The organism is Vreelandella alkaliphila (genome assembly GCF_016107625.1).
In the GTDB taxonomy this organism is placed as follows: Bacteria; Pseudomonadota; Gammaproteobacteria; order Pseudomonadales; family Halomonadaceae; genus Vreelandella; species Vreelandella alkaliphila.
The window spans coordinates 166,799-187,492 of sequence record NZ_JABASV010000006.1 but is presented as its reverse complement, the minus strand read 5'-3'; the positions used below and the strand labels follow the sequence as shown (position 1 = coordinate 187,492).

The window sequence follows — 20,694 nt, the reverse complement described above, 5'->3', positions numbered from 1 at the left end:
TTGAGGGCTTATCATGCCTAGAAGAAGAGTTGTAGCTAAACGCGAAATCCTGCCGGATCCTAAGTTCGGAAGTGAGCGTCTGGCGAAGTTCATGAACCACCTGATGGTCAGCGGCAAGAAGTCCATAGCTGAGCGCATCGTTTACGGTGCGTTGGACAAGGTTGCCGAGCGTAGTAGTGAAGAGCCGCTGGAAATCTTCGACAAGGCGCTGGAAACTATCCAGCCGATGGTTGAAGTAAAGTCGCGCCGTGTTGGTGGTGCGACCTATCAGGTGCCGGTCGAAGTTCGTCCTTCGCGTCGCCAAGCCCTAGCAATGCGCTGGTTGGTGGACGCTGCGCGTCGCCGCGGTGAGAAAACGATGGTTCAGCGCCTGGCAGGTGAAATGCTGGATGCCGCTGAAGGCAAAGGCTCGGCTGTTAAGAAGCGTGAAGATGTGCACCGTATGGCAGAAGCCAACAAGGCCTTCTCTCACTATCGTTTCTAAACTCGGCGTTTCTGAGTTTGTGTTTGATTTTGCTGGTTGTGCTGCGCTAAAGAGTTTTTTCGCCATGCTGCAACACACTGCCGCTATCTTTATAGGTGGCGGCGGTGGGATACGCAAAATGAACACTGCTGAATTAACGAGCATTGCCAACTAACGGGAGCTTCACCGTGGCACGCAAAACACCGCTTAATCGCTATCGCAACTTGGGTATTGTTGCCCACGTTGATGCAGGTAAGACAACCACGACAGAACGTGTTTTGTTTTACACTGGCGTAAACCACAAGCTGGGCGAAACCCATGAAGGTGCTTCGACTACTGACTGGATGGAGCAAGAGCAGGAGCGTGGTATTACTATCACCTCGGCTGCTGTTACTACCTTCTGGAAAGGTATGAATCACCAGTTTGATGAGCACCGCATTAATATCATCGACACCCCGGGGCACGTTGACTTCACTATCGAAGTTGAGCGTTCTTTGCGTGTTCTTGATGGTGCTGTTGTTGTACTGTGCGGCTCCTCCGGCGTTCAGCCGCAGACCGAAACAGTATGGCGCCAGGCCAATAAGTATGAAGTTCCGCGTATGGTTTTCGTCAATAAGATGGACCGTACCGGTGCAGACTTCTTCATGGTTGTTGACCAGTTGAAGGAGCGCTTAGGTGCTAACGCTGTGCCAATCCAGATTAACTGGGGTACAGAGGAAGACTTTAAAGGTGTTATCGATCTGATCGAGATGAAGGCTATCCTCTGGAATGAGGAAGACTTAGGCACCTCGTATGAGCTTGTCGATATTCCTGCTGAGCTACAAGAAACTGCTGAAAAATATCGCGAGCAAATGATCGAAGCCGCAGCTGAAGGCTCTGATGAATTGATGGATAAGTACCTCGAAGGTGGGGAACTGACCATTGAAGAAATCAAAGCAGGTCTTCGTGCGCGCACGCTGGCTAGCGAAATCGTTCTAGTGACCTGTGGTTCTGCCTTTAAGAATAAGGGTGTTCAAGCAGTCCTGGATGCGGTTGTTGAGTATCTGCCCTCACCGACAGAAGTTAAAGCAATCGAAGGTGAGTTGGACGACAAGGATGGTACCGTAGCAACTCGTGAAGCGGATGACAGTGCTCCGTTTGCGGCGTTGGCGTTTAAGATCGCTACCGACCCCTTCGTTGGTACCTTGACCTTTATTCGTGTTTACTCAGGCGTTCTTAAATCTGGTGACGGTGTTTATAACTCCGTTAAGCAGAAGAAAGAGCGTGTTGGTCGTATCGTTCAGATGCACGCCAATACTCGTGAAGAGATTAAAGAAGTACTAGCGGGTGATATTGCAGCGTGTATCGGTCTGAAAGATGTGACTACAGGTGACACCCTGTGTGATATCGATCACAAGATCGTACTTGAGCGTATGGAGTTCCCGGATCCGGTTATCTCTGTTGCCGTTGAGCCTAAGTCGAAAGCTGACCAGGAAAAAATGGGTGTTGCACTGGGTAAATTGGCCCAGGAAGATCCTTCCTTCCAGGTGAAAACTGACGAAGAAACCGGCCAGACTATTATTTCTGGTATGGGTGAGCTGCACCTGGATATTCTTGTCGACCGTATGCGTCGCGAGTTTAAGGTTGAGGCCAATATCGGTAAGCCGCAGGTTGCTTACCGCGAAACCATCCGTGGCAGTATTGAGCAAGAAGGCAAGTTTGTGCGCCAGTCAGGTGGTCGTGGACAATACGGTCACGTGCATCTGCGCATTGAGCCGCTTGCTGCTGAAGAGAAGGGCGAAGGCGATGAAGAAATCTTCTTCAAGTTCGTCAACGAAATTGTTGGTGGTGTGGTTCCCAAGGAATACATCCCGGCAGTAGAAAAAGGTGCCTACGAACAGCTGAAGAACGGTGTCATCGCGGGTTACCCGATGATTGACGTTAAAGTCACGCTGTACGATGGCTCTTACCATGACGTGGACTCTAATGAGACTGCGTTTAAGATTGCTTCTTCCATGGCGGTTAAAGAAGGTGCCAGGAAGGCCAAGGCCGTGCTGCTGGAACCGGTGATGAAGGTCGAGGTCGTGACCCCCGAAGATTTCATGGGTGACGTCATGGGTGACCTGAACCGTCGTCGCGGTCTGGTGCAGGGCATGGATGACTCCAGCTCCGGCAAAGTCATCCGCGCAACGGTGCCGCTGGGTGAGATGTTCGGTTACGCAACCGATCTGCGCTCTCAGACCCAGGGCCGTGCGAGCTACTCTATGGAGTTCGCGAAGTACGACGAGGCGCCCTCCAGCGTCGTAGAAGCCGTCATCAACCAAAACGGTTAACCGTTAGCTAACGTAAAGAGGTTATAGCAGTGGCTAAGGAAAAATTTGAACGTTCCAAACCGCACGTCAACGTCGGCACCATCGGTCACGTCGACCACGGTAAAACGACTCTGACAGCGGCTCTGACTCGTGTGTCTGCTGAGGTTTTCGGCGGCGACTGGCGTGAGTTTGATACCATCGATAACGCTCCTGAAGAGCGCGAGCGCGGTATCACCATCGCTACGTCTCACGTTGAGTATCAGTCTGAAGAGCGTCACTACGCGCACGTTGACTGCCCAGGACACGCTGACTACGTCAAGAACATGATCACCGGTGCTGCGCAGATGGACGGCGCAATCCTGGTATGTTCTGCTGCTGACGGCCCGATGCCGCAGACGCGTGAGCACATCCTGCTGTCTCGTCAGGTTGGCGTTCCGTACATCGTTGTGTTCCTGAATAAAGCGGACATGGTCGATGACGAAGAGTTGCTTGAGCTGGTTGAGATGGAAGTTCGCGAACTCCTCGACGAGTACGACTTCCCGGGCGACGACACGCCGATCATCACTGGTTCTGCGCTGATGGCTCTGAACGGTGAAGATGAGAACGGCATGGGTACTACTGCTGTTGCGAATCTGATCAAAGCTCTGGATGAGTACATCCCTGAGCCGGAGCGTGCTATCGACCAGCCGTTCCTGATGCCGATCGAAGACGTGTTCTCTATCTCTGGCCGCGGTACTGTTGTTACCGGTCGTGTAGAGCGCGGTATCGTTAAAGCAGGCGAAGAAGTGGAAATCGTGGGTATCCGCGACACCACTAAAACCATCGTTACCGGTGTTGAAATGTTCCGTAAGCTGCTCGACGAAGGTCGTGCAGGTGAGAACGTTGGCGCCCTGCTGCGTGGTACTAAGCGTGATGACGTCGAGCGCGGCCAGGTTCTGGCTAAGCCGGGCACCATTAACCCGCACACTACCTTCGAAGCAGAAGTTTACGTACTGTCCAAAGAAGAAGGTGGTCGTCACACGCCTTTCTTCAAAGGCTACCGTCCCCAGTTCTACTTCCGTACCACTGACGTAACAGGTACCTGTGAACTGCCGGAAGGTGTTGAAATGGTAATGCCGGGCGACAACGTTAAGATGGTTGTTACCCTGATTGCTCCAATCGCTATGGACGAAGGTCTGCGCTTCGCAATTCGCGAAGGCGGTCGTACCGTTGGTGCTGGCGTTGTTGCAAAAATCGTCAAGTAAGCTTGCTTGATGATTGATCAAGGGGGCTCTTGCGAGCCCCCTTTTCTGCGCACCAATAGCAAATGTTTGACATGGGCTTTTGGCGTGCCTATAATGCGCATCCTTTGAATGCGTGGGTAGACGGCTCGCGCCGTCGACATCCATTGGAGTTTAGGGCAAATGCAGAACCAAAAGATTCGCATTCGGTTGAAAGCGTTCGACCATCGCCTGATTGATCAGTCCACAGCGGAAATCGTTGAAACCGCTAAGCGTACTGGTGCTCAGGTTCGTGGTCCGATCCCGCTGCCGACCAACCGCGAGCGTTACACCATCCTGATTTCACCGCACGTTAACAAAGATGCGCGTGACCAGTATGAGATTCGTACGCACAAGCGTGTGCTCGATATTGTTGAGCCAACCGAGAAAACTGTTGATGCGCTGATGAAGCTCGATCTCGCCGCTGGCGTAGACGTGCAAATCAAGCTCGACTAATTACACTAGACACTTGCGGCCCAGCGCTCATTAATTTTTAGAATGAGCAGCAGCCGCCGCGCCGTGAGGCGCCACACAATGTGCTAGTGGAATGCTCTGGAAAGGGCAGCCATAGCGGGTGATAGCCCCGTACACTATAGGAGACTGAGTATGACTATCGGTTTAGTCGGTAAAAAGGCCGGGATGACCCGTGTCTTTACCGAAGATGGCGCTTCCGTGCCCGTGACCGTTATTGAAGTTGATCCTAACCGTGTGACGCGCGTTAAGACTCTTGAGTCTGACGGTTACGCAGCGGTTCAGGTCACCACAGGTTCTCGTAAAGCCAAGCACCTCACCAAAGCGCAAGCTGGTCAGTTTGCCAAGGCGGGTGTTGAGGCTGGTCGTTCACTGATGGAATTCCGTCTTGCAGAAGGCGAAGAATCTCCGGAAGTGGGTGGCGAACTCACCGTATCCCTCTTCGAAGCTGGTCAAATGATTGATGTGACCGGCACCTCTAAGGGTAAAGGCTTCCAGGGTGCTGTTAAGCGCTGGAATTTCCGTACCCAAGACAACACGCATGGTAACTCCCTGTCGCACCGCGCGCCGGGTTCTATCGGCATGTGTCAGACTCCGGGTCGCGTATTTAAAGGCAAGAAAATGGCCGGTCAAATGGGTAATGCCCGTTGCACCGTGCAGAGCCTTGAGATCGTCCGTGTCGACGCCGAGCGTAACCTGCTGCTGATCAAAGGTGCTGTTCCGGGCGCGACCGGTAGCGATGTTATCGTTCGCAGCGCCGTGAAAGCTCGCTGAAGGGGATAATTACCAATGAATCTGAATCTTGCTGCAGGCACGGGTACCGTTGAAGTAGCCGATGCCACTTTTGGCAAAGAATTCAACGAAGCGCTGGTTCACCAGGTGGTAACCGCCTATTTGGCTGGTGGCCGTCAAGGTACCCGCGCTCAAAAGAACCGTTCCGACGTACGTGGTGGTGGTAAGAAGCCGTGGCGTCAGAAGGGGACCGGTCGTGCACGTGCCGGTACTATCCGCTCTCCGCTATGGCGCAGCGGCGGTGTGACTTTCGCGGCGCGTCCTCAGGACCATAGCCAGAAAGTAAACCGCAAAATGTACCGTGCGGCGATGCGTTCCATCCTGTCTGAGCTAGTACGTCAAGAGCGTCTTGTCGCTGTTGAAGAGTTCAGCGTTGAAGCGCCGAAGACCAAGCAGGTAGCTGCCAAGCTGAAAGAGCTCAACCTTGAGAAAGTGTTGATCGTCACCGAAGAAATTGACGAGAAGCTCTATCTGGCCGCACGCAACCTTCCCCACGTTGACGTGGTGGATGTCGCTGCAGCTGATCCGGTGAGCCTAGTAGCCTTTGATAAGGTTCTGGTCACCGTCTCCGCCCTGCGTAAATTCGAGGAGAAGCTGGCATGAACCAGGAGCGCGTATTTAAGGTTCTGCTTGGACCGCACGTGACCGAAAAGGCCGCGATGGCAGCCGAGCGCAACCAGTACGTTTTCAAGGTGGCATCTGATGCTACCAAACCCGAGATCAAGAAAGCCGTTGAAGCACTATTCGGCAAGAAGGTCGGCAGCGTTCAAGTATTGAACGTGAAGGGGAAAACTAAGCGTACTGCTCACGGCGTTGGCCTGCGTAAGGGTTACCGCAAAGCGTATGTGACCCTGGCTGCGGGTGAAACGCTCGAAGACTTCTCTGGCGCCGAATAAGGGCAGGAGTACGGATAATGGCAATCGTCAAGACCAAACCCACATCCGCCGGTCGTCGCCACGTCGTTAAGATCGTTGGTGAGGAACTGTACAAAGGCCGTGCTTATGCACCGCTTTTGGAGAAACAGTCCAAGTCCGGTGGCCGTAACAACTACGGTCGCATCACCACCCGCCACGTGGGCGGTGGTCACCGTCAGCACTACCGGTTGATCGACTTCAAACGCACCAAGGATGGCATTCCAGCCACCGTTGAGCGTCTTGAGCACGATCCGAACCGTAGTGCGCATATTGCACTACTGAAATATGCAGATGGTGAGCGTCGTTACATCATTGCACCGAAAGGTGTCAGCGCGGGTGACGTGCTGGAATCTGGTGTAAACGCGCCCATCAAAAAAGGCAATGCTTTGCCGCTGCGCAATATTCCGCTTGGTTCTACCGTTCATGGTATCGAACTGAAGCCGGGTAAAGGCGCGCAGATTGCTCGCAGTGCCGGTACTAGCGCTCAGCTGGTTGCTCGTGAAGGTAACTACGCCACCTTACGTCTTCGCTCTGGCGAAATGCGCAAAGTGTTGGCTGAGTGCCGCGCAACTCTGGGCGAAGTGAGCAACTCCGAGCACAGCCTGCGTCAACTTGGCAAGGCCGGTGCGAAGCGCTGGAGAGGCGTGCGTCCGACTGTTCGCGGTGTCGCGATGAACCCGGTGGATCACCCGCACGGTGGTGGTGAAGGCCGCACCAGTGGTGGTCGTCACCCGGTATCCCCATGGGGTGTGCCGACTAAGGGTCACAAGACGCGTAAGAACAAGCGCACCGACAAGCTGATTATCCGTCGTCGTAACAAGACGCGTTAATCGAAATTGCCAAGAACTTAAGAGGTAACGGCTGTGCCACGTTCACTAAAGAAAGGTCCCTTCATTGACCTTCATCTTTTGAAGAAGGTAGAGGCTGCAGTGGAGAAGAACGATCGCAAACCAATCAAGACTTGGTCGCGTCGTTCGATGATCCTGCCCAACATGGTAGGTCTGACTATTGCGGTCCATAACGGACGCCAGCATGTCCCGGTGCACGTCTCCGAGGAAATGGTGGGTCATAAACTTGGCGAATTCGCTGCTACTCGCACATATCGCGGGCATGCTGCGGACAAGAAAGCCAAACGGTAAGCCAGAGAGGATTAAGAGATGGAAGTCACAGCTAAGCTGAGTGGCGCTGCTTTATCCGCACAGAAGGCCCGTTTGGTGGCTGACCAGGTGCGCGGTAAACCGGTCGCCGAAGCTATTGACCTGCTGACCTTCTCACCGAAGAAGGCTGCCAAACTGGTCAAGAAAGTGCTTCAGTCCGCCATCGCGAATGCGGAAGAAAATAACGGCATGGACATCGACGAGCTGCGTGTCTCGACCATCTGTGTCGATGAGGGCGTGACGCTCAAGCGTATCAAGCCGCGCGCCAAAGGCCGTGCGGATCGTATCTTGAAGCGCACCTGCCACATCACCGTCAAGGTAGCCGAGAAGTAGGAGTCGACCAGATGGGTCAGAAAGTCAATCCAACAGGCATTCGACTGGGCATCGTCAAAGACCATGCTTCTGTCTGGTATGCCGAGCGCGGCGCTTATGCCGATAAGCTCAATAACGATCTCGAAGTGCGCAGCTTCCTGGATCAGCGTTTAAAGAACGCTTCCGTAAGCCGCATTCACATCGAGCGTCCGGCTAACAATGCCCGCATCACCATTCATACTGCCCGTCCGGGTATCGTGATTGGCAAAAAAGGTGAAGATGTCGACCGTTTGCGTCGCGATCTAACCGAGATGATGGGTGTTCCGGTTCATGTGAACATCGAAGAAGTTCGCAAGCCGGAGCTGGATGCCAAGCTAGTCGCTGCTAACGTAGCGGGTCAGCTTGAGCGTCGCGTAATGTTCCGTCGTGCTATGAAGCGCGCGGTACAGAACGCAATGCGTCTTGGCGCTGGCGGCATTAAGATTCAGCTGTCAGGTCGTCTGGGTGGTGCCGAAATCGCACGTACCGAATGGTACCGCGAAGGTCGCGTTCCGTTGCACACGTTGCGTGCGGATATCGACTACGCCACTTACGAAGCTCACACCACCTACGGCGTCATCGGCGTCAAAGTGTGGATCTTCAAGGGTGAAATCCTCGGTGGTATTGAGGAAGTACGTGCCAAGGCTAAGCAACAGCAGCCTGCCGGCAACGCGCCCAAGAAGAAAGGTTCCAGGTAAGGGGAGAGCGAGTCGATGTTACAGCCCAAGCGTATGAAATTCCGTAAGATGATGAAAGGCCGCAACCGTGGCCTGGCGCATCGCGGAAGCAAAATCAGCTTCGGGGAGTACGGTCTCAAAGCAACGGGTCGTGGCCGCATCACTGCGCGCCAGATCGAAGCAGGCCGTCGTGCGATCACACGTCACGTTAAACGTGGCGGTAAAATTTGGATCCGCGTCTTCCCTGATAAGCCGATCTCTAAGAAGCCGCTCGAAGTTCGTATGGGTAAAGGTAAAGGTTCCGTTGAGTACTGGGTAGCCCAGATCCAACCGGGTCGGGTCCTGTACGAAATTGAAGGTGTATCCGAAGAGTTGGCCCGTGAAGCATTTGAATTGGCCGCACAGAAGATGCCCTTGTCCACCACCTTTGCTAAACGGACGGTGATGTGATGAAAGCCCAGGAAATTCGTGAAAAGTCCGTAGGAGAGCTGCAAGAGCAACTCCTCGAGCTACTCCGCGAGCAGTTTAACCTGCGCATGCAGAAGGCCACTGGCCAACTGAGCCAGACTCATCTGCTCAAGCAGGTCCGCCGGGATATCGCCCGTGTGAAGACTATGCTCAACGAGAAGGCAGGTGAATAAGATGGCCGAAGAGAAAAAAACACGTACGCTCACCGGCAAGGTGGTGAGCGATAAGATGGATAAATCCATCGTCGTTATGATCGAGCGTCGTGAGCGTCACCCGATCTACGGAAAATACGTCAAGCGCTCCACCAAGCTGCACGCCCATGATGAGGCGAACCAGGCTAAGGCAGGCGATACGGTTTCCATTCAGGAGTGCCGTCCGCTTTCCAAGAAGAAAGCTTGGACGCTGGTCGAGGTGGTTGAGCAGGCTAAGGGTTAATACCTAAAGTCTGCCGATCAGTGCAGTCAGATTAGGTTTGGAGAAAACCGATGATTCAGACTCAGACAATGCTGGATGTCGCTGACAACAGCGGAGCGCGCCGGGTGCAATGCATCAAGGTGTTAGGCGGTTCACACCGTCGCTACGCTCGCGTTGGTGACGTCATTAAGGTAACGGTGAAGGAAGCGATTCCGCGCGGTAAGGTCAAAAAAGGCCAAGTGCTGAAAGCGGTAGTCGTTCGCACCCGTAGTGGCGTCCGTCGTAGTGACGGTTCGCTGATCCGTTTCGATGGAAATGCGGCGGTTTTGTTGAATAATACCAACGAACAGCCGATCGGCACGCGTATCTTCGGGCCGGTAACTCGTGAACTTCGTAATGAGAAGTTCATGAAGATCATTTCCCTAGCGCCTGAAGTGCTGTAAGGAGCGAGGCGGATATGCAAAAGATCAAACGTGACGATGAAGTCATCGTCATCGCCGGGAAGGATAAAGGCAAACGTGGCACTGTTAAGCGGGTACTAGAAAACCGCTTCGTGGTGTCCGGTGTGAATATGATTAAACGTCACACCAAGCCTAATCCCATGGCGGGAAATCAGGGCGGTATCGTCGAGCGTGAGGCTCCGATTCACGCGTCCAACGTAGCCATCTTCAATTCGGAGACCGGTAAGGCGGATCGCGTCGGCTTCCAAGTTAAGGAAGACGGTACCAAGGTACGTATCTACAAGTCGACGCAGACGCAGATCGACGCCTAACGCGAGTCGGGTAGCAAAATGGCGAACTTGAAAGAACGTTATCAAAACGAGGTCGTGGCTCAGCTCAAAGAGCAGTTCAGCTACGCCAACGTAATGCAGGTACCCCGGATCACGAAAGTGACTCTGAACATGGGTATCGGCGAAGCGGTCAGCGATAAAAAGTTGATCGACAATGCCATCGGCGACCTGGAGAAACTCTCCGGTCAAAAACCGTTGGTGACCAAGGCACGCAAGTCCATCGCGGGCTTCAAGGTGCGCGAAGGTTGGCCGATCGGTGTCAAAGTAACACTGCGCTCAGCGCGTATGTGGGACTTCCTGGACCGTTTGGTGAACATTGCGATTCCCCGCGTGCGTGACTTCCGTGGTCTCAATCCGAAGTCTTTTGACGGTCGCGGCAATTACTCAATGGGTGTGCGTGAGCAGATCATCTTCCCGGAGATCGAGTATGATAAGATCGATCGCATCCGGGGGCTGGACGTCACTATCACTACTACCGCCAACACCGACGAGGAAGGTCGTGCGCTACTAGCGGCACTGAACTTCCCGTTTAAGAAATAAGGGTTGGATCATGGCTAAGAAAAGTATGATAGAGCGCGAGCTCAAGCGTACTCAGCTAGTCGAGAAGTATGCGGCTAAGCGCGCAGAGCTCAAGAAAATCATCTCGGACGTGAACGCTTCTGAAGAAGAACGTTTCGAGGCGACGCTGAAGCTGCAGCAACTGCCGCGCGACTCAAGCCCGGTGCGTCAGCGTAACCGCTGCCGCGTGACTGGCCGTCCGCACGGTTTTTACAACAAGTTCGGCCTTGGCCGTAACAAGCTGCGTGAAGCCGCCATGCGTGGCGACGTCCCTGGCCTGAAAAAGTCCAGCTGGTAACGTCACGTCGAATCATCAGGAGCGCACATTAAATGAGCATGCAAGACACTCTAGCGGATATGTTTACCCGTATCCGCAATGCGCAGATGGCCACCAAGGAGACGGCTACCATGCCGTCCTCCAAGCTGAAAGTGGAAGTGGCCCGCGTGTTAAAGGAAGAAGGCTACATTACCGACTTTACGGTGGCTGAAGGCGTTAAACCCGAGCTGACCGTTACTCTCAAATATTTTGAGGGTAAGCCGGTTATTGAGCACATTCAACGGGTTTCCAAGCCGTCTCTGCGCCAGTACAAGGGCAAAGACAACCTGCCTAAGGTCGCCGATGGTCTGGGTATCGCGATTGTCACCACCTCTAATGGTGTCATGACCGATCGTGCCGCGCGCCAAGCAGGCGTCGGTGGCGAAGTCATCTGCACCGTATTCTAGGAGGCTGGAATGTCCCGCATAGCGAAATATCCGGTTAAAGTGCCTGCTGGTGTCGAGATTAAAATCGACGCTGGCCAGCTGACCGCCAAAGGCGGCCAGGGCACGCTATCTATGCCCATTCACCAGGACGTGGTGATTGGTCAAGAAGATGGCCAGCTGACCTTCGCCCCGAGTGAGTCTGCCAAGAGCTGGGCAATGGCCGGTACTACCCGCGCCTTGGTTCAGAACCTGGTAACGGGCGTATCCGAGGGTTTCACAAAAACTCTCGAAATTGTAGGCGTCGGTTATCGTGCCCAAGCTAAGGGCCAGACGCTCAATCTTTCACTGGGCTTCTCGCACCCGGTCGACTATGAACTGCCTAAGGGTGTCTCAGCGGAAACGCCGAAGAACACCGTGATCGTGCTGAAAAGCGCGGACAAGCAGATGCTCGGCCAGTGCGCCGCGGAAATCCGCGCCTTCCGTCCCCCTGAGCCGTATAAAGGCAAGGGTGTTCGGTACGCCGACGAGCAGGTGCGTCGCAAAGAAGCCAAGAAGAAGTAAGGCAGGGTTATGAACGCGAAGAAAGAATCTCGTCTCCGTCGTGCCCGCCGCGCTCGCGCAAAGATCCGCGAGCTGGGCGTGTATCGCCTGTGCGTCAACCGTACCCCGCGTCACATCTATGCGCAGATTATCTCGCCGGATGGTGGCAAAGTGCTAGCCAGTGCTTCTACGCTGGACAAAGCACTGCGCGAGGGTGCGACTGGCAACGCAGAAGCCGCCTCTAAGGTTGGCGCTCTGATTGCTGAACGCGCTAAAGAAGCAGGCATCACCCAGGTGGCCTTCGATCGTGCTGGCTTTAAGTATCACGGTCGCGTTAAGGCTCTGGCCGACGCCGCACGTGAAGGCGGCCTGGAATTCTAAAGGGTTTTACGATGGCGAAGAACGAACAGCAAAGCGGTGATCTGCAAGAGAAGTTAGTGCAGGTCAACCGCGTCGCCAAGGTGGTCAAAGGTGGTCGTATTTTCGGCTTCACCGCGCTGACCGTCGTTGGTGATGGTAAAGGTCGTGTCGGTTTTGGTCGTGGCAAGGCGCGTGAAGTGCCTGTTGCGATCCAGAAAGCGATGGATCAAGCTCGTCGCAACATGGTCAAGGTTAACCTTGCAGGCCATACGCTTCAGTACCCGATAAAAGCCCGTCATGGTGCTTCTAAGGTGTACATGCAGCCGGCTTCTGAAGGTACCGGTATCATCGCTGGCGGCGCCATGCGCTCTGTACTAGAGCTCGCTGGTGTCCATGATGTACTGGCCAAGTGCTACGGTTCCACCAACCCGGTTAACGTGGTGCGAGCGACTGTTAAAGGTCTCTCCTCCATGCAAGCACCGGAAGACATTGCCGCTAAGCGCGGTCTGTCTGTCGAAGCGATCACGGGGTAAGGCACCATGGCAGCAACGATCAAGGTTACCCAGATCCGCAGCACCATCGGCGTTTTGCCCAAGCACAAGGCTACTATGAAGGGCCTGGGTCTGCGTCGCATCGGTCATACGGTTGAGCTGGAAGACACCCCTGCCGTACGCGGCATGATCCACAAGGTTAACTACCTTGTGCGCGTTGAGGGAGAGTAATCCATGAAACTCAATACCCTGAGCCCAGCACCGGGCTCCAAACACGCTGAAAAGCGCGTTGGTCGTGGTATCGGCTCCGGTCTTGGTAAGACCGGTGGCCGTGGCCACAAAGGTCAGAAATCTCGCAGTGGCGGCAGCGTCAAGCCTGGTTTCGAAGGCGGTCAGATGCCATTGCAGCGTCGTTTGCCGAAGTTCGGCTTTACGTCTGCTAAGTCATTGGTATCTGAAGAAGTACGTCTGGCTGAACTTGCTAAGGTTGCCGGTGACGAAGTCACTATGGAAACTCTGAAGCAAGCCAACGTGCTAAAGGATGCGACGCTTCATGCGAAGATCATCCTTTCTGGCGAACTGAAAAAGGCGGTTACCGTTCGTGGTATCAAGGTCACCAAAGGTGCCCGTGAAGCGATCGAAGCCGCCGGCGGCAAGGTAGAGGACTAAATGGCCAAGTCAGGAAATATGCCGGCGATGGGCAGCGGTCTGAGTGAACTGTGGGCGCGTTTGCGCTTCGTGCTCCTCGCCATCGTGGTGTACCGTATTGGTGCCCACATTCCCGTTCCCGGTATCAATCCTGACCAGCTTGCTGCCTTGTTTAGGGAGCAACAGGGCACCATTCTAGGCATGTTTAACATGTTCTCGGGTGGCGCCCTGGAGCGCATGAGCGTCCTCGCCCTGGGCATAATGCCCTACATTTCGGCGTCGATTATCATGCAGCTCATGACTGCGGTCTCCCCTCATCTTGAACAGCTCAAGAAAGAGGGTGAGGCTGGCCGCCGCAAGATTAGCCAGTACACGCGCTACGGCACGGTGATACTGGCTTTCGTCCAGGCTACCGGTATGTCCGTCGGTCTGGCTAGCCAAGGCATCGCATACAGCGCTGACTTCAGCTTCTTTTTCACCGCCGTGATTACATTTGTATCAGGCGCGGTGTTTATGATGTGGCTAGGTGAGCAGATCACCGAGAAGGGCATCGGCAACGGTATTTCGCTGTTGATCTTCGCGGGGATCGTCGCTGGGCTGCCCAGTGCCGTTGGGCAAGCGTTCGAGCTTGCTCGTAATGAAGGTGCCTGGAATGTTCTTCCGCTGTTAGCGCTGTCAGTGCTAGGTATTGCTACCGTTGCGTTTGTGGTGTTCATTGAGCGCGGTCAACGCCGCTTGAAAGTGAACTACCCCAGGCGCCAGGTCGGCAATAAGATGTATGCAGGCCAAAGCAGCTACCTGCCTTTGAAAGTGAATATGGCTGGTGTTATTCCAGCAATCTTCGCTTCCAGTATTTTACTCTTCCCGGCCTCTATTGGTCAGTGGGTGGGTGCTGGCGAAGGAATGGAGTGGTTACAGCGTGCATCACAAGCGTTAGGCCCCGGCCAACCGCTTTACATCTTGCTTTTCGCGGCGGCAGTGGTATTCTTCTGCTTCTTTTACACAGCGCTGGTCTTCAACCCCAAGGATGTGGCTGACAATCTTAAAAAGTCAGGCGCCTTCCTGCCGGGCATTCGCCCCGGCGAGCAGACCGCTCGCTATATCGATAAAGTAATGACTCGTCTTACTTTGTTCGGTGCCTTGTATATCACTGCGGTTTCCTTGATGCCCCAGTTCTTGATCGTTGCGTGGAACGTGCCGTTTTTCTTCGGCGGAACTTCGCTTCTGATCGTGGTTGTGGTCATCATGGACTTCATGGCCCAGGTGCAGTCGCATCTCATGTCGCATCAATATGACTCGGTGATGAAGAAGTCCAACCTGAAAGGCTACGGTAGCGGCGGCATTATGCGCTGAGGCGCGCCGTTGCGATTTGGAGAGAACGATGAAAGTTCGAGCTTCCGTAAAGAAGATGTGCCGTAATTGTAAGATCATTCGACGCAATGGCGCTGTCCGCGTCATTTGTATCGAACCGCGGCACAAACAGCGCCAGGGTTAATACCTGGGTTGTTTTTAAGCGGGTGCCGGCATACCCCTTGCCATAAGGCTTATAAAGGGGTATGCTGTTGCGCCTTTTGTAGATGAACAAACGAGCAAGCCGCTCAAATTTCGGAGTAAGCTGATGGCCCGTATTGCAGGCGTCAATATCCCGGACAACAAGCATGCGGCGATCTCGCTGACCTATATCTTCGGGATTGGCCGTACCCGCGCTCAGCACGTTTGTGCTGCTGCCGGTATCGCGCCTACTACCAAGATCCAGGATCTATCTAGCGATGAGCTGGATACCCTGCGTTCTGAAGTTGGTAAGTACACCGTAGAAGGCGACCTTCGTCGTGATGTTACGCTTAACATTAAGCGTCTCATGGACTTAGGCTGCTACCGTGGTCTGCGTCATCGTCGTAGTCTTCCGCTGCGTGGTCAGCGGACTAAGACTAACGCGCGTACCCGTAAGGGCCCGCGTAAGCCGATCCGCAAATAACACGCAGGCTCTTTAATAGAGAGCTGACGTTAAGACAGGAATAGACATCAACATGGCTAACCCGCGTAGTAACCGTAAAAAGGTTAAAAAGCAGGTAGTGGACGCCGTAGCGCATATCCACGCCTCTTTTAACAACACGATCGTGACGATCACAGACCGCCAGGGCAACGCTCTTTCTTGGGCGACAGCCGGTGGTTCGGGTTTTCGTGGTTCTCGCAAGAGCACCCCGTTCGCTGCTCAAGTGGCAAGTGAGCGTGCAGCAACTGCTGCAGCCGAGTATGGTGTGAAAAACGTAGACGTGCTGGTCAAGGGCCCCGGTCCAGGCCGTGAATCCGCCGTGCGCGCTCTCAATGCCGCCGGCTTCCGCGTGCAAAGCATCACTGACGCGACGCCCATTCCTCATAATGGCTGCCGTCCGCCTAAGAAACGCCGCGTTTAAGGAGACAGATTCATGGCTCGTTATATTGGACCGAAGTGCAAACTGTCTCGTCGTGAAGGCACCGACCTCTTTTTAAAGAGCGGTGTTACTCCCTTCGAGAAAAAGTGTAAATCCGAGCAGATCCCGGGTGTACACGGCCAGCGTCGTCAGCGTCTTTCCGACTACGGCTTGCAGCTTCGTGAGAAGCAGAAAGTACGCCGTATGTATGGCGTACTCGAAAAGCAGTTCCGCAACTACTACAAAGAAGCCGCTCGCCTGAAAGGTGCGACTGGTGAAGTATTGTTGCAGTTGCTTGAATCCCGACTGGATAACGTCGTCTACCGCATGGGCTTTGGCTCGACTCGCTCTGAAGCGCGTCAGCTGGTCAGCCACAAGGCGATTTCCGTGAACGGCCGCACCGTTAACGTTGCTTCCTACCAAGTGAAGCCCGGTGACGTTGTTTCTGTTCGCGAAAAGGCGAAGAACCAAGCACGTATTCAACACTCGTTGACCATTGCGGCCAACCGTGGCGATATCGCTTGGATCGAAATCGACGCCAAGAAGATGGAAGGCACTTTCAAGGCTCTGCCTGAACGCGGTGACCTGACTGCCGACATCAACGAAAACCTGATCGTCGAGCTGTACTCCAAGTAAGCAGTTTGATTTACATTTCTGCTTCTTGAGACCTGGGCGGGGTAGCAAAGCTAACCGCCCAGATGCTCTTGAGTAGTGTGCTCTAGAGTACTCAGTATCCGTTTGGCAGCCTGAAAGGTGTTCATATGCAGCGTTCAGTGACAGAGTTTCTTCGTCCTCGTGACATCAAGGTCGAAGAAATCAGCGCACATCATGCCAAAATCGTTCTCGAACCGTTCGAGCGCGGCTTTGGTCACACCCTGGGGAATGCACTTCGTCGCATTCTGCTTTCGTCCATGCCCGGCGCTGCCGTGGTAGAGGCTGAAATTGCCGGTGTAGAGCACGAATACAGTGCGCTCGAAGGGGTGCAGGAAGATGTCATCGAAATCCTCCTGAACTTGAAAGATGTTGCGATCAAGATGCACAGCCGCGATGAGGCGGTGCTCTCGCTGAACAAGCAGGGCCCAGCTGTCGTCACCGCTGGCGACATTGCGCTTGATCATAGCGTCGAAATCGTCAACCCGGATCACGTCATTGCTCATGTCAATGAAGGTGCCGAGCTGAAAATTCAGCTTAAGGTAGCGCTGGGTCGTGGTTACGAACCGGCTGACGCTCGTGGCTCTGATGAAGAGACACGTGCAATTGGCCGCCTGCAGCTGGATGCCACCTTCAGCCCTGTTCGCCGTGTTTCCTATTCGGTTGAAGCCGCTCGTGTTGAGCAGCGCACCGACCTCGATAAGTTAATTATCGATCTGGAAACCGACGGTACACTGGATCCGGAAGAGGCTATCCGTCGCAGTGCGACCATTCTGCAAGAGCAGCTGGCCGCCTTCGTCGACCTGGAAGCTGATAAAGAGCAGGAAGTCGAAGAGGAAGAGGATCTTGTTGATCCTATCCTATTGCGCCCCGTAGACGATCTTGAGTTGACAGTTCGCAGCGCTAACTGCCTAAAAGCCGAGAATATTTACTACATTGGTGATCTTATCCAGCGCACTGAAGTTGAGCTGCTGAAGACACCGAATCTTGGTAAAAAGTCTTTGAATGAAATCAAAGACGTATTGGCAGCGCGCGGCTTGTCCCTCGGCATGCGGCTGGAAAATTGGCCACCCGCTAGCCTGAAGGACGACAAGGCCTCCGCGTGAGTGTCGACTCGAGTCCCAGTTTGGTAAGGAATTACAACCATGCGTCATCGTAAGAGTGGTCGTCATCTGAATCGTACCAGCTCGCATCGTCAGGCCATGTTCAAGAACATGTCTGTCTCGCTGGTCGAACATGAAGTCATCAAGACAACCCTGCCTAAGGCCAAGGAATTGCGTCGCGTTATCGAGCCGCTAATTACCCTAGCCAAGCAGGATAGCGTTGCAAACCGCCGTTTGGCATTTGCCCGCACGCGCTCCAAAGAAGCCGTCGGCAAACTGTTCAACGAGCTAGGTCCGCGTTATGCCGAGCGTCCGGGTGGTTACATCCGCATCCTCAAGTGCGGTTACCGCACAGGCGACAACGCGCCCATGGCGTTCGTTGAGCTGGTTGACCGTCCGGTTGTTGAAGAAGCAGCTGCAGAAGAGTAAGTCTCTGCGTTGTTGCTCAACAAAATGAAAGCCGACCCCTTAGGGTCGGTTTTTTTTTGGTCTATTCATTTCATTGCGTTTTCAACTTTTATACTGCTTTCTTAATTCACTTGAAGAGTTACCGTGCTAGTCTTAGATTTCTTAGTGTGGCAAGTAGATTAATGGTTGGTAGTGTGACATCACAGCAAAACAAGAAAGGGGCATGTATGGCAACAAGGGGAATATGCGCAACGATCGTCGCGCGTTGGTGGCTTCCGCTGTCGTTAATGGTATTGCTGCTAAGCACGATATCGAGTGCTCATGCAAATCCGCGTTATGCTGGGATTGTTGTGGATTTGGAAAACGGAGAGGTGCTGTACGCCGAGAATGCCGATGAGCGTCGCTACCCCGCATCGTTAACCAAAATGATGACGCTTTATCTTACATTTGAAGCATTGGAGAGTGGCCAGCTCAGTCTTAATCAGCCGCTTCCTGTGTCTGCTCAAGCTGCCGCCATGCCTGCTGTAAAACTGTGGCTTTCTGCAGGTAGTACCATTCCTGTTGATTCTGCTATTCGTGCGTTGGCAGTGCGCTCTGCTAATGATGTTGCCGTCGTGGTGGCTGAAGCATTAGGTGGTAGCGAGCAGCGTTTCGCTCAGCTGATGACCGCAAAAGCGCGCGAGCTAGGCATGAATGCCACCACGTTCCGCAATGCCTCGGGTCTACCTGATGATCAGCAGGTCACCACGGCACGGGATATGGTGACACTCTCTGTGCGCGTGATGCAGGACTTCCCACAGTACTACCACTACTTTGGGCTCCAGGAGTTCACCTATCGTGGTACCCGGCACACCAGCCATAACCGCTTAGTGAAAAACTACCCCGGTGCAGATGGCCTTAAAACCGGCTTCATTCGTGCATCTGGTTTCAATGTAGCGACAACGGCCGTCCACGGGGATCGCCGTATGGTGGGCGTTGTTATGGGTGGCTTTAGTGGGTCATCTCGTGATTCTCATATGGCCAACCTGTTAGACCGTAGCTTTGCTCGTGCAGCGCTGCGTGACCAGCAAACGTGGCTGGCCAATACCACTTTTTCTAGAGAGTTTATGGCTTTCTCTGGCTCTAACGCGCCTAGCCAACGCCCCATGTCGACACCGCCAGCCTCTAATCGCCCTGTCATGGCCAGTAATGTAACGATTTCGAATAATACAGCGGCTTCGAATAATTTGGCAGCGACAACCCTTTCTCCTTCACCAGCGTCTGCACCGGCTGTTGAAATTGAAGATCGTCTCGCGCGCTCAATGGAGGCACCGACAGAAGTTCCTGTCACCCGTAGACCAGACCCGGTGAACGCTTTTATTGAACGTGAGCGCGAATTGGCAGCTACGCCTCAACGGTCTGTTACTGCTGGTGATTGGGGTATCCAGGTAGGTGCTTTTAGCCAGGCAGCGCGAGCAGAGCAGTTGGCACGTCAGGCAGCGCAGCGCCTGCCTCATGAAGTGGGGGGGCGGGTTGCTATCGATACTTTAGCTGGTCAAACGCCGGTATTCCGCGCCAGGGTTGTCGCCTTGGACGAAGCACGCGCCAGACGCGCTTGTAGAACGCTCCAGGCGCAGGGGATGGAGTGCATGGTGGTCAACGCAAGTTTGTAAAGCCACGTTAGATCCGCAGCCCCGTCAGTGACACATTGGCGGGGTTTTTTATTAGTTGTTAATCCCGGCTGATAAAGTGTCCAAAGGGCAAAAGGAGAGCGTCGTGACAACGTCGTTAAAAGGTATCCTGTGCATGTGCTTAGGAGTTCTGTTCTTAGCGCTCGGTGATGCGGTATCGAAGTGGCTAGGCGAGGTCCATTCGCCGCTACAGATTATTTTCTTTCGTACGCTCGTGTCATTACCGCTCATTGCCCTGTTGGCGCATTTTGCAGGCGGATTGCGCAAGTTGCATACCAAGCGCCCCCGTGTACACCTTCTCAGAGGATTGATTTATACCGCCACGATGGTGTGTTTTGTCTGGGGGCTAACCCTGCTGCCACTCGCAGAGGCCACGGCAATCGCTTTTGTGGCGCCCTTGTTTGTAACGCTGCTTTCAGTGCCGTTGCTTGGCGAGCGAATCGATCCACCCGTATTAATAGCGTCGTTAGTTGGCTTTGCTGGCGTGCTGATTGTGGTTCGCCCCGGCGGTGATGCGTTCCAGCTCGGCACGCTAACCCTCTTGGGAGCGGCTTTCTTTTATGCACTGATGATGATTACTGCGCGGCGCTACGGTGCTAGGGAGCACCTGTGGGCAATGGTGTTCTACATGACGTTAGTGCCCTTTATCGTCACTGCTCTGAGTTTGCCCTGGGTTTGGCAAACCCCAGAGCCCTGGCACTGGCTTGGCTTTTTGGTCTCGGGTGTTTTGGGTATTGGCGCGACCGCGTTTATTACCCTGGCATTCCGCTTTGCCCCTGCCGCGATTGCTGCTCCATTTGATTACACCGCAATGCTGTGGGCGGTGCTGCTTGGCTGGTGGTTCTGGGGAGAGCTGCCAGATCTGTGGGTATGGGTGGGCAGTGTGCTGATTATGGGCAGCGGATTAGCAATTGCTTACCATGACCGCCGTACGACGCTGAAACCCCGCCCAACGGCGTAAAACGCGGCTGTTATTAATCGTCATATGTGTCAAAAGAGGCTTGTGGTCGTTACTTTTTGATCTGGGTCAGCAAAGTAGATAGCTGAGCAAGACAGGCTGTTTGAGCTGGTTATAATCCGGCTCTTTCATCACTGCGCACGCGCG

33 protein-coding genes are annotated in these 20,694 nt (G+C 54.1%); all 33 read left to right on the top strand.

All coding sequences use genetic code 11. The features are described from left to right. Nucleotides 1-13: 13 nt before the first annotated feature. The 33 genes from rpsG to JFC11_RS10970 all read left to right on the top strand — a co-directional run bounded on the left by rpsG (nucleotide 14) and on the right by JFC11_RS10970 (nucleotide 20,550). Complete coding sequence (gene rpsG, locus JFC11_RS11130; protein WP_018917738.1) at nucleotides 14-484, top strand: 30S ribosomal protein S7; 471 nt, start codon at nucleotides 14-16, stop codon at nucleotides 482-484. Between the two features lie 167 nt (nucleotides 485-651). Continuing rightward, on the top strand, nucleotides 652-2,775 hold the full coding sequence (gene fusA / locus JFC11_RS11125; protein WP_038480375.1) for an elongation factor G: 2,124 nt from the start codon (nucleotides 652-654) through the stop codon (nucleotides 2,773-2,775). A 29-nt stretch (nucleotides 2,776-2,804) separates the two neighbouring features. Further along, nucleotides 2,805-3,998, top strand: a complete 1,194-nt coding sequence (tuf, locus tag JFC11_RS11120) for an elongation factor Tu (RefSeq protein WP_038480378.1) — start codon at nucleotides 2,805-2,807, stop codon at nucleotides 3,996-3,998. A gap of 159 nt (nucleotides 3,999-4,157) precedes the next feature. After that, a complete protein-coding gene (rpsJ, locus tag JFC11_RS11115; RefSeq protein WP_009098983.1) occupies nucleotides 4,158-4,469 on the top strand; it encodes a 30S ribosomal protein S10 in 312 nt (103 codons plus the stop codon). Between the two features lie 150 nt (nucleotides 4,470-4,619). Beyond that, the gene (gene rplC, locus JFC11_RS11110; protein ID WP_009723904.1) at nucleotides 4,620-5,258 is read left to right on the top strand and encodes a 50S ribosomal protein L3; all 639 of its coding nucleotides are present in this window, start codon (nucleotides 4,620-4,622) and stop codon (nucleotides 5,256-5,258) included. Between the two features lie 15 nt (nucleotides 5,259-5,273). Continuing rightward, nucleotides 5,274-5,879, top strand: a complete 606-nt coding sequence (gene rplD / locus JFC11_RS11105; protein WP_038480381.1) for a 50S ribosomal protein L4 — start codon at nucleotides 5,274-5,276, stop codon at nucleotides 5,877-5,879. Beyond that, the gene (gene rplW / locus JFC11_RS11100) at nucleotides 5,876-6,172 is read left to right on the top strand and encodes a 50S ribosomal protein L23 (RefSeq protein ID WP_009723902.1); all 297 of its coding nucleotides are present in this window, start codon (nucleotides 5,876-5,878) and stop codon (nucleotides 6,170-6,172) included. The genes rplD and rplW overlap by 4 nt, the downstream gene beginning before the upstream one ends. Before the next feature lie 17 nt (nucleotides 6,173-6,189). Next, a complete protein-coding gene (rplB, locus tag JFC11_RS11095; protein ID WP_009723901.1) occupies nucleotides 6,190-7,020 on the top strand; it encodes a 50S ribosomal protein L2 in 831 nt (276 codons plus the stop codon). 33 nt (nucleotides 7,021-7,053) lie between these two features. Next, nucleotides 7,054-7,329, top strand: coding sequence for a 30S ribosomal protein S19 (gene rpsS / locus JFC11_RS11090; RefSeq protein ID WP_009098993.1), 276 nt, complete (start codon nucleotides 7,054-7,056; stop codon nucleotides 7,327-7,329). Between the two features lie 18 nt (nucleotides 7,330-7,347). Further along, the gene (gene rplV / locus JFC11_RS11085) at nucleotides 7,348-7,680 is read left to right on the top strand and encodes a 50S ribosomal protein L22 (protein ID WP_038480386.1); all 333 of its coding nucleotides are present in this window, start codon (nucleotides 7,348-7,350) and stop codon (nucleotides 7,678-7,680) included. Nucleotides 7,681-7,691: 11 nt separating this feature from the next. Continuing rightward, nucleotides 7,692-8,396 carry a 30S ribosomal protein S3 gene (rpsC, locus tag JFC11_RS11080; protein ID WP_038480389.1) on the top strand — a complete coding sequence of 235 codons (705 nt, stop codon included), beginning with the start codon at nucleotides 7,692-7,694 and terminating at the stop codon, nucleotides 8,394-8,396. Between the two features lie 15 nt (nucleotides 8,397-8,411). Next, complete coding sequence (gene rplP / locus JFC11_RS11075; protein WP_007112000.1) at nucleotides 8,412-8,825, top strand: 50S ribosomal protein L16; 414 nt, start codon at nucleotides 8,412-8,414, stop codon at nucleotides 8,823-8,825. Further along, a complete protein-coding gene (gene rpmC, locus JFC11_RS11070; RefSeq protein WP_009723898.1) occupies nucleotides 8,825-9,016 on the top strand; it encodes a 50S ribosomal protein L29 in 192 nt (63 codons plus the stop codon). Before rplP ends, rpmC begins: the two co-directional genes overlap by 1 nt. Nucleotide 9,017: 1 nt before the next feature. After that, complete coding sequence (gene rpsQ / locus JFC11_RS11065) at nucleotides 9,018-9,278, top strand: 30S ribosomal protein S17 (protein ID WP_009723897.1); 261 nt, start codon at nucleotides 9,018-9,020, stop codon at nucleotides 9,276-9,278. 50 nt (nucleotides 9,279-9,328) lie between these two features. Then, a complete protein-coding gene (rplN, locus tag JFC11_RS11060; RefSeq protein WP_009723896.1) occupies nucleotides 9,329-9,700 on the top strand; it encodes a 50S ribosomal protein L14 in 372 nt (123 codons plus the stop codon). 14 nt (nucleotides 9,701-9,714) lie between these two features. Continuing rightward, nucleotides 9,715-10,029: a 50S ribosomal protein L24 gene (rplX, locus tag JFC11_RS11055; RefSeq protein ID WP_009723895.1), complete on the top strand. Its 315-nt coding sequence runs from the start codon at nucleotides 9,715-9,717 to the stop codon at nucleotides 10,027-10,029. Nucleotides 10,030-10,047: 18 nt separating this feature from the next. Continuing rightward, nucleotides 10,048-10,587, top strand: a complete 540-nt coding sequence (gene rplE, locus JFC11_RS11050) for a 50S ribosomal protein L5 (protein ID WP_009723894.1) — start codon at nucleotides 10,048-10,050, stop codon at nucleotides 10,585-10,587. 10 nt (nucleotides 10,588-10,597) lie between these two features. After that, on the top strand, nucleotides 10,598-10,903 hold the full coding sequence (gene rpsN / locus JFC11_RS11045; RefSeq protein ID WP_009723893.1) for a 30S ribosomal protein S14: 306 nt from the start codon (nucleotides 10,598-10,600) through the stop codon (nucleotides 10,901-10,903). Nucleotides 10,904-10,935: 32 nt separating this feature from the next. Next, the gene (rpsH, locus tag JFC11_RS11040; RefSeq protein ID WP_009723892.1) at nucleotides 10,936-11,328 is read left to right on the top strand and encodes a 30S ribosomal protein S8; all 393 of its coding nucleotides are present in this window, start codon (nucleotides 10,936-10,938) and stop codon (nucleotides 11,326-11,328) included. Nucleotides 11,329-11,337: 9 nt separating this feature from the next. Then, on the top strand, nucleotides 11,338-11,868 hold the full coding sequence (gene rplF / locus JFC11_RS11035; protein ID WP_038480399.1) for a 50S ribosomal protein L6: 531 nt from the start codon (nucleotides 11,338-11,340) through the stop codon (nucleotides 11,866-11,868). 9 nt (nucleotides 11,869-11,877) lie between these two features. Beyond that, on the top strand, nucleotides 11,878-12,228 hold the full coding sequence (gene rplR, locus JFC11_RS11030) for a 50S ribosomal protein L18 (protein ID WP_009723890.1): 351 nt from the start codon (nucleotides 11,878-11,880) through the stop codon (nucleotides 12,226-12,228). Between the two features lie 11 nt (nucleotides 12,229-12,239). Next, entirely contained in the window at nucleotides 12,240-12,740 is a 501-nt protein-coding gene (rpsE, locus tag JFC11_RS11025) for a 30S ribosomal protein S5 (protein WP_009723889.1), read from the top strand. Between the two features lie 6 nt (nucleotides 12,741-12,746). Further along, nucleotides 12,747-12,929 carry a 50S ribosomal protein L30 gene (rpmD, locus tag JFC11_RS11020; RefSeq protein ID WP_009723888.1) on the top strand — a complete coding sequence of 61 codons (183 nt, stop codon included), beginning with the start codon at nucleotides 12,747-12,749 and terminating at the stop codon, nucleotides 12,927-12,929. A 3-nt stretch (nucleotides 12,930-12,932) separates the two neighbouring features. Beyond that, a complete protein-coding gene (gene rplO / locus JFC11_RS11015; RefSeq protein WP_038480402.1) occupies nucleotides 12,933-13,367 on the top strand; it encodes a 50S ribosomal protein L15 in 435 nt (144 codons plus the stop codon). Then, on the top strand, nucleotides 13,368-14,699 hold the full coding sequence (gene secY / locus JFC11_RS11010; RefSeq protein ID WP_038480406.1) for a preprotein translocase subunit SecY: 1,332 nt from the start codon (nucleotides 13,368-13,370) through the stop codon (nucleotides 14,697-14,699). 28 nt (nucleotides 14,700-14,727) lie between these two features. Further along, entirely contained in the window at nucleotides 14,728-14,841 is a 114-nt protein-coding gene (gene rpmJ / locus JFC11_RS11005) for a 50S ribosomal protein L36 (RefSeq protein WP_009099023.1), read from the top strand. A gap of 123 nt (nucleotides 14,842-14,964) precedes the next feature. Then, nucleotides 14,965-15,321 (top strand): 30S ribosomal protein S13, encoded by a 357-nt coding sequence (rpsM, locus tag JFC11_RS11000; RefSeq protein ID WP_009723884.1) that lies wholly within the window; start codon nucleotides 14,965-14,967, stop codon nucleotides 15,319-15,321. 52 nt (nucleotides 15,322-15,373) lie between these two features. Further along, a complete protein-coding gene (rpsK, locus tag JFC11_RS10995; RefSeq protein ID WP_009723883.1) occupies nucleotides 15,374-15,760 on the top strand; it encodes a 30S ribosomal protein S11 in 387 nt (128 codons plus the stop codon). A gap of 12 nt (nucleotides 15,761-15,772) precedes the next feature. Next, the gene (gene rpsD / locus JFC11_RS10990) at nucleotides 15,773-16,393 is read left to right on the top strand and encodes a 30S ribosomal protein S4 (protein ID WP_009723882.1); all 621 of its coding nucleotides are present in this window, start codon (nucleotides 15,773-15,775) and stop codon (nucleotides 16,391-16,393) included. A 125-nt stretch (nucleotides 16,394-16,518) separates the two neighbouring features. Next, nucleotides 16,519-17,514 carry a DNA-directed RNA polymerase subunit alpha gene (locus tag JFC11_RS10985; protein WP_009723881.1) on the top strand — a complete coding sequence of 332 codons (996 nt, stop codon included), beginning with the start codon at nucleotides 16,519-16,521 and terminating at the stop codon, nucleotides 17,512-17,514. A 39-nt stretch (nucleotides 17,515-17,553) separates the two neighbouring features. Next, on the top strand, nucleotides 17,554-17,940 hold the full coding sequence (gene rplQ / locus JFC11_RS10980) for a 50S ribosomal protein L17 (protein ID WP_009723880.1): 387 nt from the start codon (nucleotides 17,554-17,556) through the stop codon (nucleotides 17,938-17,940). A gap of 206 nt (nucleotides 17,941-18,146) precedes the next feature. Next, on the top strand, nucleotides 18,147-19,571 hold the full coding sequence (locus JFC11_RS10975; protein ID WP_193061469.1) for a serine hydrolase: 1,425 nt from the start codon (nucleotides 18,147-18,149) through the stop codon (nucleotides 19,569-19,571). Between the two features lie 103 nt (nucleotides 19,572-19,674). Beyond that, nucleotides 19,675-20,550, top strand: coding sequence for a DMT family transporter (locus JFC11_RS10970; RefSeq protein ID WP_038480413.1), 876 nt, complete (start codon nucleotides 19,675-19,677; stop codon nucleotides 20,548-20,550). The last annotated feature ends 144 nt before the right edge of the window (nucleotides 20,551-20,694 follow it).